15 protein-coding genes and 1 pseudogene are annotated in these 17,466 nt (G+C 66.6%); 10 read left to right on the top strand and 6 right to left on the bottom strand.

Annotated elements, in window-relative coordinates; all coding sequences use genetic code 11:
- Positions 1–37 precede the first annotated feature (37 nt).
- Positions 38–1,576, top strand: a complete 1,539-nt coding sequence (locus DTA22_RS28410; protein ID WP_112301673.1) for a metallophosphoesterase — start codon at positions 38–40, stop codon at positions 1,574–1,576.
- Here DTA22_RS28410 and DTA22_RS28405 read toward each other — a convergent pair.
- On the bottom strand, positions 1,560–2,147 hold the full coding sequence (locus DTA22_RS28405; protein ID WP_112301672.1) for a TetR/AcrR family transcriptional regulator: 588 nt from the start codon (positions 2,145–2,147) through the stop codon (positions 1,560–1,562). The two genes, DTA22_RS28410 and DTA22_RS28405, sit on opposite strands and share 17 nt — an antisense overlap.
- Before the next feature lie 54 nt (positions 2,148–2,201).
- Here DTA22_RS28405 and DTA22_RS28400 point away from each other — a divergent pair, with 54 nt between their 5' ends.
- Complete coding sequence (locus DTA22_RS28400) at positions 2,202–2,870, top strand: lysophospholipid acyltransferase family protein (protein WP_112301671.1); 669 nt, start codon at positions 2,202–2,204, stop codon at positions 2,868–2,870.
- Here DTA22_RS28400 and DTA22_RS28395 read toward each other — a convergent pair.
- A complete protein-coding gene (locus tag DTA22_RS28395; RefSeq protein ID WP_037239562.1) occupies positions 2,812–3,435 on the bottom strand; it encodes a TetR/AcrR family transcriptional regulator in 624 nt (207 codons plus the stop codon). The two genes, DTA22_RS28400 and DTA22_RS28395, sit on opposite strands and share 59 nt — an antisense overlap.
- Positions 3,436–3,517: 82 nt before the next feature.
- On the opposite strand from DTA22_RS28395, the gene DTA22_RS28390 reads away from it, so the two are divergent.
- The 3 genes from DTA22_RS28390 to gluQRS all read left to right on the top strand — a co-directional run bounded on the left by DTA22_RS28390 (position 3,518) and on the right by gluQRS (position 5,752).
- A complete protein-coding gene (locus DTA22_RS28390) occupies positions 3,518–4,096 on the top strand; it encodes a dihydrofolate reductase family protein (RefSeq protein WP_037239559.1) in 579 nt (192 codons plus the stop codon).
- Positions 4,097–4,175: 79 nt separating this feature from the next.
- The gene (locus DTA22_RS28385; RefSeq protein ID WP_112301670.1) at positions 4,176–4,784 is read left to right on the top strand and encodes a TetR/AcrR family transcriptional regulator; all 609 of its coding nucleotides are present in this window, start codon (positions 4,176–4,178) and stop codon (positions 4,782–4,784) included.
- An 11-nt stretch (positions 4,785–4,795) separates the two neighbouring features.
- Positions 4,796–5,752, top strand: coding sequence for a tRNA glutamyl-Q(34) synthetase GluQRS (gene gluQRS, locus DTA22_RS28380; protein WP_037239554.1), 957 nt, complete (start codon positions 4,796–4,798; stop codon positions 5,750–5,752).
- Here the strand turns inward: gluQRS and DTA22_RS28375 are convergent.
- On the bottom strand, positions 5,721–6,290 hold the full coding sequence (locus DTA22_RS28375; RefSeq protein ID WP_037239546.1) for a DUF4190 domain-containing protein: 570 nt from the start codon (positions 6,288–6,290) through the stop codon (positions 5,721–5,723). The two genes, gluQRS and DTA22_RS28375, sit on opposite strands and share 32 nt — an antisense overlap.
- 531 nt (positions 6,291–6,821) lie before the next feature.
- On the opposite strand from DTA22_RS28375, the gene DTA22_RS28370 reads away from it, so the two are divergent.
- The 3 genes from DTA22_RS28370 (at position 6,822) to DTA22_RS28360 (ending at position 9,119) form a co-directional block, all read left to right on the top strand.
- Positions 6,822–7,490: a DUF2189 domain-containing protein gene (locus DTA22_RS28370; protein WP_112301669.1), complete on the top strand. Its 669-nt coding sequence runs from the start codon at positions 6,822–6,824 to the stop codon at positions 7,488–7,490.
- Positions 7,491–7,648: 158 nt separating this feature from the next.
- Positions 7,649–8,272, top strand: a complete 624-nt coding sequence (locus DTA22_RS28365) for an RDD family protein (protein WP_112301668.1) — start codon at positions 7,649–7,651, stop codon at positions 8,270–8,272.
- 118 nt (positions 8,273–8,390) lie between these two features.
- Positions 8,391–9,119: a queuosine precursor transporter gene (locus tag DTA22_RS28360; protein ID WP_112301667.1), complete on the top strand. Its 729-nt coding sequence runs from the start codon at positions 8,391–8,393 to the stop codon at positions 9,117–9,119.
- Between the two features lie 45 nt (positions 9,120–9,164).
- On the opposite strand, the gene tgt is transcribed toward DTA22_RS28360, so the two are convergent.
- Positions 9,165–10,409, bottom strand: a complete 1,245-nt coding sequence (gene tgt / locus DTA22_RS28355) for a tRNA guanosine(34) transglycosylase Tgt (RefSeq protein ID WP_037239538.1) — start codon at positions 10,407–10,409, stop codon at positions 9,165–9,167.
- Between the two features lie 106 nt (positions 10,410–10,515).
- Here tgt and DTA22_RS28350 point away from each other — a divergent pair, with 106 nt between their 5' ends.
- Positions 10,516–12,399, top strand: a complete 1,884-nt coding sequence (locus DTA22_RS28350; RefSeq protein WP_112301666.1) for a sulfatase-like hydrolase/transferase — start codon at positions 10,516–10,518, stop codon at positions 12,397–12,399.
- Positions 12,400–12,404: 5 nt separating this feature from the next.
- Positions 12,405–13,646: a hypothetical protein gene (locus tag DTA22_RS28345; RefSeq protein WP_112301665.1), complete on the top strand. Its 1,242-nt coding sequence runs from the start codon at positions 12,405–12,407 to the stop codon at positions 13,644–13,646.
- Between the two features lie 42 nt (positions 13,647–13,688).
- Here the strand turns inward: DTA22_RS28345 and DTA22_RS28340 are convergent, their stop codons facing one another.
- Positions 13,689–15,644: an ABC transporter ATP-binding protein gene (locus tag DTA22_RS28340; RefSeq protein ID WP_112301664.1), complete on the bottom strand. Its 1,956-nt coding sequence runs from the start codon at positions 15,642–15,644 to the stop codon at positions 13,689–13,691.
- Positions 15,641–17,373 (bottom strand): annotated as a pseudogene (locus DTA22_RS28335) (ABC transporter ATP-binding protein). The gene DTA22_RS28340 and the pseudogene DTA22_RS28335 overlap by 4 nt, the downstream one beginning before the upstream one ends.
- Between the last annotated feature and the right edge of the window lie 93 nt (positions 17,374–17,466).

Below are 17,466 nucleotides of genomic sequence, written 5' to 3'. Positions count from 1 at the left end.
CCGAGCGCCCGCCCGGTCGCGCTTGTAACCTCGGGTCATGAGCGTGCCGGGCAGGATTGCCGCGCTGACGGCGGTGTCACTGGCCGCGGCGCTGCTCGGCGGTGACGTGGTCGCGGTGGCCGATCCCGAAACCTTGGGCGCGTCCGGTCTGCCGGCGCGCGGCCTCGTCACCTCGGCGCCCCTCGCATCCGCGGTCATGTTCACCGGGACCACCGGCGAGAAGGCTCCCTCTCAGCGGGTTCCGGGTGAGGAGTCGGACGGTATGCCGGCCACCAGCCACCGCTTCGACGAGTACCCGTACGTGCGGTACGAGGTCCGGTTCGGTCCGGACTCCGCAGGCACGGACGTGACCTGGCACGGGCGTTCGGTGAATCTCGACGATCTCGCGATGCACGTGTGGGACGAGGAGGAGCAGAGCTGGGGTGAGCCGGTCGCGACGGCGCAGCCGTCCGAACCGGGCGGTCCGGTCACCCTGACCACTCGGATCGAGGGTGAGGACTCCGCGCAGATCCTCGTCATCGACGGTCCGCGACGGGACCGGAGTTTCCGCGAGGCCAACGCGACGGCCGATCAGCAGTTCGCCGATCCGAACGCGTACGACTTCGCGCTGCAGCACATCAGCGACACCCAGTACGTGTCGCGGGACCGGCCGGAGGTGTACTTCGACATGACCCGCTGGACGGCTGAGAACGCCGCCGAACGCAAGATCGCCTATTCCATGCACACCGGAGATCTCGTCCAGAGTTGGATTCGTCCGGGAGCGCCCGAGTCCCGCGCCCGCCCCGAGTTCGAGGTGGCGGACAAGGCGATGGCGACGCTCGAAGAGTCCGGCATTCCCTACGGTGTCCTGCCCGGCAACCACGACAACCTGTGGAACGTCGGCGGGCGGCTCATTCCCGGCGAGCACGAGAAGAATCACGCGCTCTACAACGAGTTCTTCGGGCCGTGGCGGTACCGCGACCGGCCGTACTGGGGCGAATCCGTCACGGACACGGACAATTCGGCACACTACGACCTGCTCGACATCGCCGGCGCGAAATTCCTGATGCTCTATATCGGCTACAACCCGCCCGAACACGTGCTCCAGTGGGCCGAGGGCGTGCTCGCCGAGCACCCGGACCGCAACGTGGTGATCGGCAGTCACTACTACCTGGACGAGGACGGCTCGCTGCGGATGAGCGGGTTCGGCGACATCGGTAGCAGTGCGGGACAGCAGATCTGGAACCGGCTCGTCGTTCCGTTCGACACGGTGTTCCTGGTGCTCGCGGGACATGTCGACGGGCAGACGACGGTCACCGACAGGAAGGTGGGCGACACGGACCGGAAGGTCGTGGAGTTGCTCGCCGACTACCAGTACTTCACGGTGGACAGCCGCCGGGAGACCGGGTTCCAGCGACTCCTGCAGTTCGATCTCGACGGCGGAACGCTCGCCGTCACGACGCACTCCCCCACGCTGGACAGCTTCCGGGTGGAGGACTTCGATCCGCAGCGTCGCTATCAGCCCGGTGACGGTGACTTCGTCACCGATGTGGAGTTGCGGGCCGATCTGCCACGCGCCGTCATGCCCGCGCCCTGAGATGTAGGTCGATCAGCTGCGCGACGAAACTTTCCACGTCGAAGTCGCCGACGATCACCTCGATGCTGCGGGTGGCGCGGAGGGTCGCCACGCCGTGCAGCTGGGTCCACAGGTTCAACGCGACCACGTGCGGGTCCTCGGCGCCGGCGTCCGCGACGAGTGCGACGACCGTCTCGAACAGGGGTTTCGAGTGTTGCCGCAGGTCTTCTCCCGACCCCTCGAGCAGGTCGTGCCGGAACATCAACTCGAACAGGGTGCGGTGGGTGTCGGCGAAGGAGAGGTACTGCCGTGCCGTCCGCCGCAACCGCGCGTGGGGGTCCGTCTCGGACGCGATCGCCGACCGGAGTTCTTCGGACAGCTCGGCGAATCCCGATGCGGCGATCGCCGCGAGCAGCGCCTTGTGGGTGGGAAAGTACCGCCGCGGCGCGCCGTGCGAGACACCCGCGTGCCGGGCGACGGCGCGCAGCCCGACGGCGTCGATGCCGCCCTGGTCCAGCAATTCGCGGCCACTGTCGAGCAGCCGCACCCGCAGGGGTTGCACTTCTCCATTCATGTAGACAGTGTCTATCATGGGCGGAGTAGACAATGTCTACGCACGCTTCGGCACCCGAGTGAGGAGTTCACCGTGTGGTACTGGGTCTTCAAATACCTGCTGATCGGACCGGTGCTGCGCATCGTCGGGCGCCCCACCATCGACGGTGCACACCACATCCCGGCGTCGGGTCCGGTGATCCTGGCGAGCAATCACCTCACCGTCGTCGACTCGTTCTTCCTCGTCCTGATGGTGCGCAGGCGCATCACGTTCGTGGCGAAGAGCGAGTACTTCACCGAGAGCGGCGCGAAGGGCCGGGCGAAACGCTGGTTCTTCACCGCTGCCGGTCAGGTGCCGATCGACCGATCCGGGGCCTCCGCGGCCGAATCCGCACTGAACACCGCCCGGAAGATCCTGGACGACGGCAAGGTCTGGGGAATCTACCCCGAGGGCACCCGGTCGCCCGACGGCCGACTCCACAAGGGCAAGACCGGAATCGCCCGGGTCGCGCTCGCGACGGGCGCCCCGGTCGTGCCCGTCGCCATGCACGGCACCCGGCAGGTCAACCCCGTCGGATCGAGGATGTGGCGGTTGGGCAAGGTGACGGTGACCGTCGGCGAACCGCTCGACCTCTCCCGATTCTCCGAGCTACGCGACAACCGGCACGTCGTCCGGGCCGCGACGGACGAGCTGATGCACGCCCTCATGACGCTGTCGGGCCAGGAGTACGTGGACGACTACGCGCTCCGGCGTCCGGCGTAGCGACGGCACGTGTCACGAGATCGGCGACGAGCCGCTCCGTGTCGATCCCCTCGAGCACACCGGGCAGCGTCAGGTGCTCGACGATGAGCGCATTCATCGCGAGGTAGAGCATCAGCACGGTGCTGCGATCACCGGGCAGGCCCGAGTCGAGGTGGAACCCGATGTCGCGCTCCAGGTTCTCGGAGATCGTGCGCGTCAGCGTGGTCCGCAGCTCCGGACGCCGGACCGCTTCGAGTCGCAATTCCTGCAACGCGAGATAGCCGGTGCGGTCGCGGGTGATCCTGCCGAACAGGCCCTGCATGTACTCGATGGCGAGCGCGAGATTCTGCGGCTTGCGCCCGCCTTCTTCGATCACCGAGGGGTCGGGGCCCATGCGTTCGTGAATCCGCTTACCGACCTGATCGAACAGGTCGTCGCGGCTGGCGAAGTAGTTGGACGCGGTCCCCTTGGGGACGTTCGCCTCGACGTCGACGGCGCGGAAGGTGAGGCCGCGCGCACCCTCGCGCGCAAGCACTTCGATCGCGGCGTTCACGAGAGCCGCACGTCGTTCCGGATTCTGCGCCATCGACACTCCTCGACAAAGGACTTGCAACCACTGCAGTCATAGTACTACAAATGGAGTAGTTACCGCCCACGGGAGGACTCACATGCGAAAGCTCGTCTACTACGCCGCCGCCACCATCGACGGATTCATCGCCGGCGCCGACGGCTCGGACCCCACCGGCACCATCTTCGAGATCGAGGGCGATCACATGCCCGTGATGATCGCCGAGTACCCCGAGACGGTCCCCACCCACATGCGGGCACCGCTGGGAATCGATGCCCCCAACAAACATTTCGACACACTGCTCATGGGCCGTGCCAGTTACCAGCCCGGCCTCGACCTCGGCGTGACCAGCCCGTACGCGCATCTGCGGCAGTACGTCTTCTCGACCACGATCACCGAGTCGCCCGACCCGGACGTCGAGATCGTCTCGGGCGATCCGATCGAGAAGGTGCGCGAACTCAAGCGGGAGGACGGCAAGGACATCTGGCTGTGCGGCGGCGGCAAGCTCGCCGCCGCGGTGCAACCCGAGATCGACGAGCTCCGGATCAAGCTCAACCCCGTGGCGATCGGCACCGGCATTCCGCTGTTCGACGGCGAACTCGGCCCTCAGCGGTTCCGGCTGGCCGCGAGCCGTGCCTTCGAGAGCGGGATGATCTTCCTGACGTACGTCCGCCGATAACCGAAGTCACACCCGCCACTCGCTGCAACACGGACACCTGACGCATGTATTGATTCAATACGTCAGTAATGTTCGAGGCATGCGCGAACGCCGATACTCGTCCACCAGCCCCGAACGCCTGGCCGCAGCCCTGTTCGACGTCGCGGCCGAGTCGGGTCTCGAGGGCGCCAGCGTGCGCGAGGTCGCCAAGAGGGCGGGTGTGTCCATCGGAGCCGTGCAGCACCACTTCTCCACGAAGGACGAGATGTTCGCGTTCGCCCTGCGAACCCTCGTCGACACACTGCTCACCCGACTGTCGGAGATCGAGCGCGGCGGCGATCCCGCCCGGGCCCTGTTCGCCGCGATGTCCCAGTTGCTGCCGCTCGACGAGGCGCGGTCGCGGGAGGCGCATGTCATGGCGGCATTCGCCGTCCGGGCCGCCACCTCCCCGTCGCTCGCCGAGATCCGGCGCAAGACCCTGTTCACCATCCGCACCGGACTGTCCGCCGTGCTCATCGGGATCGGCACCCCGGAGGCGGAAACCCGTGCGGCGCTTCTCCTCGCCACCGTCGACGGCCTCGCCCTCGATGCGATCGGCAGTCCGGCGCTGTACCCGCCCGAGTACCTCGAGCACGCCCTCGACACCCAGATCGGCATGATTCTGCAGGGTGCCGACGTCGTGTCGTCGTCGATCGAACTCGCCAGCTGACCCCTCGGCCGATGTCACACCCGTCTCGTCAGAGTGAACCGCTGTCACCTCGGGCGGAGGGCGCGGGACGGTTCGCGCCCAGCCCCTCCGGCGACCTGCACCTCGGCAACCTGCGGACCGCCGTGCTGGCGTGGCTGTTCGCCCGGTCCACCGGCCGGAAGTTCCTCCTGCGCGTCGAAGACCTCGACCGCGTCCGCGAGGGCGCCCGGGACCGGCAACTGGCGGACCTCGCGGAACTCGGCCTCGACTGGGACGGCGACGTCGTGTCGCAGTCGCACCGACTGTCGCGGTACGACGCCGCCATCGCCGAACTCCACGCCGCCGGCCTCACGTACGAGTGCTTCTGCACGAGAAGAGAAATCCTGAAAGCCGCGTCGGCGCCGCACGCGCCGCAGGGCGCGTACCCGGGAACCTGCCGCAACCTGACACCGGACGAACGCGCAGACCGGCTCGCCGGCGGACGACCACCCGCGCTGCGTCTGCGCGCCGGCGTCACGTCGTTCACCATCGACGACATCCTGCACGGCAGTTATTCCGGCATGGTGGACGATCTCGTGCTGCGGCGCGGCGACGGAACACCCGCCTACAACCTCGCGGTGGTCGTCGACGACGCCGCCCAGGGAATCGATCAGGTGGTGCGCGGCGACGACCTGCTCTCGTCCGCGCCCCGCCAGGCCTACCTCGCGGGGCTGCTCGGGTTGACCGCCCCCACCTACGCGCACGTGGCCCTCGCGCTCAACGAGGACGGCAACCGGCTCGCGAAACGCGACGGCGCCGTCACCCTCGCCGACCAGAAAGCGTTGGGACGCACCCCGAGCGACGTCCTCGGGGTGCTGGCGACGTCACTCCGGCTCGCGGAACCGGGTGAGGTCGTGGATCTCGGGACACTCCTCGACCGGTTCGACCCCGCCCGCCTGCACCGCGAACCGTGGGTGGTCAGGCTCCCGACGCCGCCGCAATCACCATGATCAGGAAGAACAGGATCCAGCCGACGACGTAGGCACCGCCGATGGCGATTCCGGCGATCGCGAGTCCCCGGCCCTCCTGCCCGGACTGCTTGATCTGGCCCAGGGCAATGATGCCGAGGATGATGCCGACGATGGAGCCGAGGCCGTAGAAGCATCCGCCGACGATCGACGTGATCAGCGACGCGATCGCGAGACCGTTCGTCCCCAGCGGCCGCTGGTAGGGCGCGCCGTACGGGTTCGGTGGGCCGTACTGCGGGGCGGGACCGCCGTATTGGCCCGAAGCCCCGTACTGATTGGGTGCGCCGCCGTACTGGTTGGGGGCGCTGTACTGATTCGGGGCGGCATACGGGTTCGGCGTCCCGTACTGCTGGTTCGGAGCCCCGTACTGGTCGCCGCCGTACTGATTCTGATTGGGCGCGGCATACGGATTCGGAGAAGTCCCGTACGCGCCCGGCTGCTGATAGTCGGGGTACTTCTCGGTGGGCGCCGAATAGGTGGGATAACCGGATTCGTCGACCCCGTATCCGTCGCGCGGCAAGCCGGGAACCTCACCGTAAGTGGGTGGTGTTTGCCCGTTGTACGGATTCGAATCGTCCGATCCCCCAGAATTAGTCACGATAACCAGCGTAAAGCATCAAAACCGCAGGAGAAGAAGCAGACCAAAGGGAGGCGAGTAAAGGATTGTCCACGTAGTGTTTATTCGCACTGTCACGCGCGAGCATTCAACTCTTGCTGAGGGGATCACATGACGACTGGTGGACACGACCCTAACGACAAACCTGAAGGTGGTGACCAGGGCGGATACCCCCCGCAGGGCAATCCTCCACCGCCGCCCGGTGGTTATCCGCCGCCCCCGGGGAATTACCCGCCGCCGCCGCAGGGACCGCCGCCCGGCGGATATCCGCCACCGCCGCCCGGCGGAAACTACCCGCCTCCGCCCGGCGGAAACTATCCACCGCCCCCCGGTAATTACCCGCCGCCGCCCGGCGGAAATTACCCGCCGCCGCAGGGCAATTACCCGCCGCCGCCGCAGGGACCGCCGCCGGGCGGATATCCGCCGCCCCCTCCGATGTCGGATTACGGCACGCCCGGGCAGACGCCGGGGCAGTTCTCCGTGGGCGACGCGATCGGCTACGGCTGGAACAAGTTCAAGGACAACGCGCTCATCTGGATCGGCATCCTGCTGATCGCTGCCATCATCCAGGTGGTGCTGAACCTCGTCTTCGGCGGCTTCAGCACGTCGTCCGACATGAGCGCGGCGTTCTCGGTGTGGCGCATCATCGGCACGATCGTCACGACCATCGTCGGCTATCTGATCAATGCGGCTCTCGTGCGGGGCGCACTGCACGAGGTGGACGGGAACAAGCCGGCGTTCGGTTCGTTCTTCCAGTTCACCAACGTCGCGGCGATCATCATCGCCAGCGTGATCATCGGTGTGGCCGCCACCATCGGTTTCGTCCTGCTCATCATCCCCGGCCTCATCGTCATCTTCCTGACCTGGTGGACGCTGCAGTTCGTCATCGATCAGAACGAGGACGCAATCACCGGCATCAAGTCGAGTTTCCGCGTGATCTCGCAGAACGTCGGCCCGGTGCTGCTGCTGGCCCTCGCTCTCGTCGGCATCAACATCGTCGGTGCAATCCTCTGCGGCGTCGGACTTCTCGTCTCGATCCCGATCACGATCATCGCGTCGACCTACGCGTACCGCGTGCTCACCGGCCGTTACGTCGCGGCCTGACTGCTCGCTCCCACGGGTGAGCGTCCTTTCCGTCCCTCGGGACGGAAAGGACGCTCACCCGTTTTGCTACTCCCGTCACTCGAGTCACTCCCACCCCTTGCGTAAGGTGCTCAGGCGTCATCCGAGACATTCAGGACTCGAGATTCGAGGGGGAACACATGACTACCGGTGGATTCGATCCAGGCCAGGGACAACAGCCGTTCGGCGGGCAACCGCACCACAACGGGGCGGGGCAGCAGCAGTACGGACAGCAGTTCGGCGCACCGCCGCAGTTCGATTCGGCGCAGCCGTTCGGCACCCAGCCGTTCGCCCAGCCGGACTTCGGGTTCGACCCGTCCCGCCCCGGTGAACTTCTTCCCCGCCTGGGCGCACGGGTGATCGACGGCCTGATCGTCGGCATCCCGATGGCTGTGGTCAGCACCGTTCTCGCGCTGGTGCTGGGCAATTTCCTGGGCAGCGTCCTCGGCGCGATCCTCACCGCGGCCGCCGCCGTCGGCTACTTCGTGTTCCTCGAGACGACGAGGGGGCAGACCCTGGGCAAGCAGATTCTTGGCCTGCGCGTCGAGGGTCCGAACGGCGGACGCCCCACCCAGCAACAGTCGCTGACCAGGAACGGCTTCTACGTCCTCTCCGCGCTCGGCGGGTTTCCGCTCCTCGGGTTCCTGTTCGGACTGGTCGGCGTCGTCGCCGCCGTCGTCATCGGCGTGACAATCAACGGCAGCCCCACCAAGCAGGGCAAGCACGACGAACTGGCCGGCGGCACGCGGGTCGTCCAGGGCTAGTCCGAGCCACCTCCTATCGTGCGGGTGAACGTACCTTTCGTCGCGTCAGATCGGACAAAAGGTACGTTCACCCGTTCCTGATTCGCGCCCTTCCCCGTGCAGGTGCTTGGATTGCGGCGTGACAGCCTCAGACCAGCAGACCAAACCAGACGACCACGCGACGTTCGCGCACGTCAGCCGGGGGTACTACCCCACGTTCGTCGCCCTCTTCACCGCGACGCTGCTGATCTCGAATATCTGCGCGACGAAGGGCGTCGCATTCTTCGCCGATTCGTCGCTGACCGTCGGGCCGCTGCAGATCCTGCCGATCATCACCGACGGCGGCTTCTTCCTGTTCCCGCTGGCCTACATTCTCGGCGACGTGCTCAGCGAGGTGTACGGGTTCAAGTCGACGCGTCGCGCGATCTACCTGGGCTTCGGCGCCCTGATCCTGGCCGCGTTCTGCTTCTGGCTCCTCATCGAACTGCCGTCCGCCGACTTCTACGAGAACCAGGAAGCGCTGCGGTCCGTCGTCGGCGTCTACCCGCGACTGCTGCTCGCCGGGCTGGCCGGGTACCTCGTCGGGCAGATGCTGAACTCGGTGACACTGGTCCTGATCAAGGAGCGCACCAAGGAGAAGCACCTGTGGGCGCGGCTGATCGGTTCCACCATCGTCGGTGAGTTCGCCGACACCCTGATCTTCTGCTCCATCGCCGCAGGCGCGATCGGCATCAGCACGTGGAGCGATTTCGTCAACTACGTGATCGTCGGCTTCCTGTGGAAGACCCTCGTGGAGGTGCTGGTCATGCCGATCACGTACCGCGTCATCGCCTACGTGAAGAAGCGCGAACCCACCTACCAGCTCTGACCCGCCCACGTGAGTGGGGATGCGTGCCCGAGGACGCTTTCCCACTCACGTGCGGTAGAAGCGGCCCAGGGTGTCGGCTTTGAACTCGCCGAAGTAGCCGCCTTCGATGCTGGCGCGGATCTGATCGACCAACCGGACGGTGAAGCGTTCGTTGTGGATGGTGCACAACGTGGACGCCAGCATTTCCTTCGCCTTGAACAAATGGTGAATGTAGGCGCTGGTGTAATTCGCACAGGTGTAGCAATCGCAGTTCTCGTCGATGGGCGTGAAATCACGACGGAAGCGACTGGTGTTGATGTTGAACCGGCCGTCCGGGTGGTAGATCGCGGCGTTGCGCGCGACCCGAGACGGGTTCACGCAGTCGAACGTGTCGGCGCCGTTCTCGATGGCCACGAAGAAGTCGTCCGGCTCGCTGATGCCGAGCATGTGCCGCGGCTTGTGCTCGGGAAGCTCCTCGTTGCACCAGCGGACGATGGTGCCCAGGTTCTGCTTCTCGAGTGCCCCGCCGATGCCGTACCCGTCGAAGCCGCGGCCACTCTCCCCCGTGATCGACTCGAGCCCCCGGCACGCCTGCCTCCGCAGGTCCTCGTACTGCGCGCCCTGCACGACCCCGAACAGCGCCTGGTACGGGCGATGTGAACGCTCCGCGGTGAGCTTCTCGTGCTCGGCGATGCAGCGCACCGCCCACGCCTGCGTCCGCTCCACCGACTGCTCCTGGTACCCGCGGGTGTTCAGCAGCGTCGTGAGCTCGTCGAACGCGAACATGATGTCGGCGCCGAGCTGGTGCTGGATCTGCATCGACACCTCGGGCGTGAACCGGTGCCGCGACCCGTCCAGGTGCGATTTGAACGTGACCCCGTCGTCGTCGACGGTCGCGAGGCGTTCCTTGCCCTTCGCGATGACGTCGTCGGAACGCACCCCGACGGCTTCCATCGCGAGGACCTTCTTGAACCCCACGCCTAGCGACATGACCTGGAATCCGCCGCTGTCGGTGAACGTCGGGCCGTCCCAGTTCATGAACTTGCCCAGACCTCCGGCCTCGTCGACGATGTCCGGCCCGGGCTGCAGGTACAGGTGGTACGCGTTGGCGAGCAGCGACTGCGCGCCCAGCTCCTTCATGCTCTCCGGCAGCACCGCCTTGACGGTGGCCTTGGTGCCGACGGCGACGAACGACGGCGTCGCGATGTCGCCGTGCGGGGTGTGAATGGTTCCGGTTCGGCCCAGCTGCCCGTCGAGTCGGGTGCCGACGGTGAAGAACGGATCGGGCGGGGTCGGGACTACAGCATTCACCGGTGTATCCAATCACGGGCGACATTTCCGGCGACACATCACTACTTCGTTCGAAAGTGGGTACAGAGAGTGAGACGATCCCATCCCTTCGACCGGAGGAACCGCCATGAGCGACGAGAAGGCCGGCCACCGGATCGACAGGCGAACGTTTCTCTCGGGTGCGGCAGCGGCGGGCGGGGTGACCGTGATGTCGGGCCTGTTCGATCGTCGAGCGGACGCCTCGGAGAAGCCGCTGCGGCGTCAGCCCAGCAATTACGTGCAGCCCAACATCGTGTTCATCGTCGTCGACGAGATGCGGTTTCCCCAGGTCTTTCCGGCCGGAATCACCACTGCCGACCAGTTCCTGCAGCGGTTCATGCCCAACCTCTACACGCTATGGGCGCCCGGGGTGAAGTTCACGCAGCACTACACGGCCGGGGTGGCCTGCAGCCCCGGCCGTGCGTGTTTCGTCACCGGGCTGTATCCATTGCAGAACTGGATGCTGCAGACGCGGACCGGTAATCGAGCATCCCCTGTCCCGTCGCCCGCGATGGGCAGGGACTTTCCGACGTACGGCAAGCTGCTGCGGCAGGCGGGCTACGTCACGCCGTACGTCGGCAAGTGGCATCTGTCGCCGTCCCCCGACGAGGACTCGGGACTCGCCCCCGGCTATCTCGAGGAGTACGGGTTCGACGGACTGACCATGCCCGACATCATCGGATTGAACGGTGAGGGATTCGAATTCGACGGGCACATCGCCGACCAGGCCGCGGCGTGGTTGTCGACACGTAAACCCGGCGACGGCCCGTTCTGCCTCACAGCGAGCTTCGTCAATCCCCACGACCAGCAGTTCTTCTGGGCCGGAACGGAAGCGGAACGGTATCAGTCGCTGTACGCGAACAACGTTCCCCCGCTCAGTCCCGCCCGGGCCTGGTCGGTGACCACCGGCGAGAGCGACCCTCCGCGGCTGGGTTATCCGTCCGTGCCGCCCAACTGGGAACCCGAAAAGGCACTGCAGTCGAAACCGAGCACCCAGGTGTTCGCGCGGGAATTCCAGGCCCTCGTGTGGGGCGGCGTCACCGACGACATCCAGAATCTGTCAAACTATTACCTCCAGCCCTACGGTCAGGGCACCGATCCCGACCGTCACATCGCGTTCGCGCCGTACACGTACTGGGAGCGGGCCCTGGACAGTTACACCAACGTGCTGTCGATGGTCGATCACCACATCGGCACGGTGATCAACTCGCTGCCGGAAGACGTCGCGGCGAACACCGTCTTCGTCATGACCTCCGATCACGGCGAATACGCCGGGGCGCACGGATTCGTCGCCGGCAAACTGTCCACCGCCTACGACGAGGCCTTCCACATCCCGCTGATCGTCGCCGACCCGACCGGGCGATTCACCGGCGACACCGACACCCCGCGCGGGCAGCTCACATCGAGCGTCGACGTGGTGCCGCTGCTCGCGACGCTCGGGCACGGCGACCGGAACTGGATGGCCGGGGACCTGTTCGCGACGTACGCCGAACGCGTCGACCTCGTGCCGCTGCTGCGGAGCAACGCCGCGGCCGGGCGCGACCACGTCGTCCTCGCCACCAACGAGCACGCACCGCAGGGGGTCAACTGGAACAACTCCCCCACCCACATCTACGTGCTGCGCACCCCGGAGGCGAAGGTCGCGGTGTACTCGAAGTGGTTGGGGCCCACCGCCTACGTCGACCCGGCGTCGTTCCAGTACGAGTTCTACGACTACGCCACCGAACGCGGTCGGGCGGAACTCGACAACACCTTCGATCACGACCCGCGCGGTCCGGCCATGGCCGCCCAGCTGATGACCCAGTACCTGCCGACTCAGCTCGCCGCGCCGCTCCCCCCGGCGTTCGCCCAGCAGGGTGCCGACGCGATGGCCCGGTACCTCGCCTACATCCAGCTGATCAACCGGTACACACCCGGCGAGATCGACCGCGAGGGCATCGACAAGCTGACCGCGTTCGGGGAGGTGTTCTGACGGCCATGGCCGGGAAAGTCGTTGCCGCCGTGCTGGTTCTGCTGCTGTGGTCCGGCGGAGCATCCCTCGCGTCCGCGCAGCCCGCCCCGACGACGCAGTGCGCGTGGCAGTTCATGTCCGACTCGACCGTGCTCGACGTCGCCTTCCCCGACGCCAACGCGACGTACTGGGTTCTGCCCTACGCGCTGGGGCCGGGCGACACCATCGAACTGAGCGGCACATATCCGGCCGCCCGCTACTTCTCGCTCAACACGTACGGGACGAACTTCGACACCGTCGACACGTTGCGCGACAACCAGATCGGACCCGACCCCGGCAGCGGAAACCCGTTCGCCGACGCTGCCGCCGGCTCCCTGCCCGCCGCGGGGAAGCGCTGGCACGCGACGGTTGTGACCGGTCCGGCCGATCACTCGCGCAACCAGATTCAGGCCCTGCCCACCGGTGCGAACGCGCAGTCGGTACCCGTCGGATTCCTCATCATCCGGGTGTACGTGCCCGACGACCCGGCATCGCCCACGGGCGGCGTTCCCCTTCCCGACGTGACGCTGACATCCGGGGGCCGCACGTCGCCCGTGCCGACCTGCGGATCCGCATTCGATCCCTCCGCCTACGACGACGGCCCACTCGGGCAGGTCGCGGAGGCCGGATTCGATCAGGTCATCGCCGGCGCCGCGTCCGGCGCGTTCCCCGGCAACGTGCCCGAGGCGACGTTCGTGAACCCCGCGAGCACGTCGGGCCTGTTTCCCAACGGCGACAACAAGTATGTCGGGGCGGGGCTGACGTATCAGCCCGGACGCATCGTCGTCGTGCAGGGCCGGGCGCCGACGTTCCCCGACACCCGTGCCGGCCAACCCGTCACGGCACCCGGCCGCCAGGTGCGGTACTGGTCGATGTGCCAGAACGATCAGGTGACGCCCTATCCGGTCGTCGCATGCGCCGCCGACTTCCAAACCCGCACCGACGGCGACGGCAACTACACCTACGTCGTCGCCGCACCGCAGGACGTCCCCCCTCGCGCCGCATCCGACCCGACCGTCACCGTCATCCCCTGGGGTTCCACCGACGTCGCGAAGAAGGTGCTGTTCCTGCGGTACATGCTGCCGTCCGACGCCTTCTACCCTCAGTCGGTGCAGGCCTCGCAGAGCAATCACACCGACCCCGCCACCACGATGGGTCCGTACTATCCGCGCTCCGCCTACTGCGACACCGCCACCTTCGAATCCGGAGGCGCCGCCGCCTGCCTGTGAGTACTTATCAACCGCGGGGGGTTGATAAGTACTCACAAGTCGTCAGACATCGGCGCCGACGAACTGGCTGTTGTAGAGGCGGTAGTACGCTCCGCGGGTGAGGAGCAGGTCGTCGTGGCTGCCCTGCTCGACGATGCGGCCGTCCTCCATGACGACGATGAGGTCGGCGTCGCGGATGGTCGACAACCGGTGCGCGATCACGAAACTCGTGCGATCACTGCGCAGAACCGCCGTCGCGTGCTGCACCAGCAGCTCGGTGCGGGTGTCGACGGAACTGGTCGCCTCGTCGAGGATCAGGATCGACGGCTGCGAGATGAACGCGCGGGCGATGGTGATCAGCTGCTTCTCACCCGCGCTGATGTTGCTGCCCTCTTCGTCGATGACGGTGTCGTAACCGTCGGGCAGCGAGTGGACGAACCGGTCGACGTAGCTGATCCGGGCGGCCGCCTGGATCTCCTCCTCCGTGGCGTCGGGACGTCCGTACGCGATGTTGTCGCGGATGGTGCCGCCGAACAGCCACGCGTCCTGCAGCACCATGCCGATGCGGGACCGCAGGTCGTCGCGCGACATCTCGGCGATGTCGACGCCGTCGAGGAGGATCTTGCCGCCGTCCAGTTCGTAGAACCGCAGGATCAGGTTGACGAGTGTGGTCTTGCCGGCCCCGGTGGGTCCGACGATGGCGACCATCTGACCGGGTTCCGCCACCAGCGACAGTTTCTCGATCAGCGGCTTCTCCGGCGAGTAGCTGAACGACACGTCCGAGAACTCCACCCGGCCCAGTGGTTCGGCCGGCGTCGGAGCTTCGGTGAGGTTGGGCTGCTCTTCGTCCTCGTCGAGGATGGCGAAGACCCGCTCGGCGGACGCCACACCCGACTGCATGAGGTTGACCATGGCCCCGATCTGGGTGAGGGGCTGGGTGAACTGGCGCGAGTACTGAATGAACGCCTGCACGTCGCCGAGGCTCATCGTGCCGGACGCCACCCGCATGCCGCCGAGCACGGCGATGGCCACGAAGTTGAGGTTTCCGAGGAACATGATCGCCGGCATGATCAGGCCCGAGATGAACTGGGCCCGGTAGCTGGCCTGGTAGAGCGCTTCGTTCTGCTCCTCGAAGCGGGCCTCCACCTCACGGCTACGGCCGAACACGGTGACCAGTTCGTGGCCCGTGTACGCCTCTTCCACGTGAGAGTTGAGTGCTCCGGTCGACTTCCACTGCGACACGAAGTGGGTCTTGGACCGTTTCGCGATCTGCGCGGTCACCAGGATCGACAGCGGCACCGTCAGCACCGCGATCAACGCGAGCAGCGGGGAGATGACGATCATCATCACGAGGATGCCGATCACCGTCATCGCCGACACGATCAGCTGACTCATCGTCTGCTGCAACGACTGGGAGACGTTGTCGATGTCGTTGGTGACGCGGCTGAGCAGGTCGCCGCGGGAGTGGGAGTCGAAGTAGCGCAGCGGAAGTCGGTGGATCTTCCGTTCGACCTCGGCGCGCAGATTCTTCACGACGCCCTGCACGATGATGTTCAGCAGGAAACCCGACAGCCACATGAACACCGACGACCCCAGGTACAGGGCCAGCACGATCGCCAACACCCGGCCGAGCGCGCTGAAGTCGATACCGACACCGGGTACGACGGCCATGCCGGACACCATGTCGGCGAACGTGTTCTGACCGTCGGCCCGCAGCGCGGCGACGGCCTGGTCCTTCGACATCCCGGCGGGCAACTGCGCGCCGATGATGCCGTCGAAGATCAGGTTCGTGCCCTGACCGAGCATGCGCGGCGCGATCGAGGTGAGCACCACCGACACGGCAGCGACCAGGAGCACGACGCCGACGGCGATCCGGTGGGGACGCAGCCGCCGCAGCAGCCGCTTGGTGGACGGCCACAGGTCGTTCGGCTTGGACCCCGGGGCACCCGGAGCGACCGGTCCCGGTATACGCGGGCCGGCGGGCCTGTCGGCGGTGGTGGTGGTTGCGCGATCGCTCATAGTGCTTCCTGGACCGATCGTTGGGATTCCACGATCTCGACGTAACACGGACACGTCTCGAGCAGTTGGTCGTGCGTGCCGATTCCGACGACGGCGCCGTCCTCGAGGACCACGATCTGCTCGGCCTCCACGATCGTCGAGACGCGTTGGGCGACGACGATGACACACGCGTCCGACGTCTCGGGTTTGAGCGCCGCACGCAGCCGCGCGTCGGTGGTGAGGTCGAGGGCCGAGAAGGAGTCGTCGAACAGGTAGATCGACGGACGACGGACCAGTGCCCGCGCGATGGCGAGCCGCTGCCGCTGACCGCCGGAGACGGTCGTGCCGCCCTGCGCGATCGGGGTGTCGAGACCCTCGGGCATCGCGCGCACGAAATCGGCGGCCTGCGCGATCTCCAGCGCCCGCCACAGTTCCTCGTCGGTGGCGTCGGGTTTGCCGTACCGGAGGTTGGTGGCGACGGTGCCGGAGAACAGGTACGGCCGCTGCGGAACGAGTCCGATGCCGGACCGCAGGACGTCCAAGTCGATGCGACGCACATCCGTGTCGGACACGGTGACCGCACCCGACGTGGCGTCGATGAGGCGTGGGATCAGCGACAGCAGCGTCGTCTTACCCGAACCCGTGCCGCCGATGATCGCCGTGGTCTTGCCCGGTTCGGCGCGGAAGCTGATGTCGCGCAACACGGGTTCGTCGGCGCCGGGGAACTTGAACTGGGCGTCGCGCAGTTCCACTACACCGGGGCTTCCAGCACGGTGACCGCATCGACCGGCGGCACGACGGTGGAATCGGTGGCGAGCACCTCGCCGATGCGTTCGGCGCAGACGGTGGCGCGGGGCGCCATCATCGCGATGAAGGACGCCATCATCACCGACATCAGGATCTGCATGATGTAGCTGAGCATCGCGGTCAGCGAGCCGACCTGCATGGTGCCGCTGTTGATCTCGTGACCGCCGAACCAGATGACGGCGACGCTGGTGATGTTCGCGATGACCATCACGAGGGGGAACATCACCGCGGTCAGCCTGCCGACCCGCAGGGCGGTCTGGGTGAGCTGCTCGTTCGCGTCGCCGAACCGCTGCATCTCGGAGCGCTCGCGGACGAACGCCCGCACCACCCGGATGCCGGTGATCTGCTCACGCAGCACCCGGTTCACCCCGTCGATGCGGGTCTGCATCTCCCGGAACGCGGGCACCATCCGCGAGATCACGAAACCCATGGACAGCGCGAGTACCGGCACGGTGACCGCCAGGATCCAGGCGAGCCCGGCGTCCTCACGGATCGACATCACGACACCGCCGACGCACATGATCGGCGCCATCACCAGGATCGTGCAGCTCATCACGACCAGCATCTGCACCTGCTGCACGTCGTTCGTGTTGCGGGTGATCAGGGACGGCGCGCCGAAACGGCCGAATTCACGGGACGAGAAGCTCCCGACCTGATGCATCACGGCGCGGCGCACGTCGCGCCCGAAACCCATTGCGGCACGGGCGCCGAAGAACACCGAACCGATCGAGCAGATGATCTGCACGACGGTGACGAGCAGCATCATGACGCCCGTGGACAGGATGTACGCGGTGTCGCCCTTGGTGACGCCGTTGTCGATGAGATCGGCGTTCAGGCTGGGCAGGTACAGGGCTGCCGCGGTCGCGACGAGCTGGAACAGGACGACCGCCGTGAGCTCCCGCTTGTACGGGCGGAGGTACGTGGTGAGCAGGGCATTCAACATGGGCAGCGATCCTGGCGGGTCATCATTATGTCCGAAGGTTACCAACAGAAACGACCGCAGGCCCGCGGATTTTCGGGGCCTGCGGCCCCGTGA

Origin of the sequence: Rhodococcus wratislaviensis, assembly GCF_900455735.1 — a bacterium.
In the GTDB taxonomy this organism is placed as follows: domain Bacteria; phylum Actinomycetota; class Actinomycetes; order Mycobacteriales; family Mycobacteriaceae; genus Rhodococcus_F; species Rhodococcus_F wratislaviensis.
This window is presented reverse-complemented; position numbering and strand designations above follow the sequence as displayed.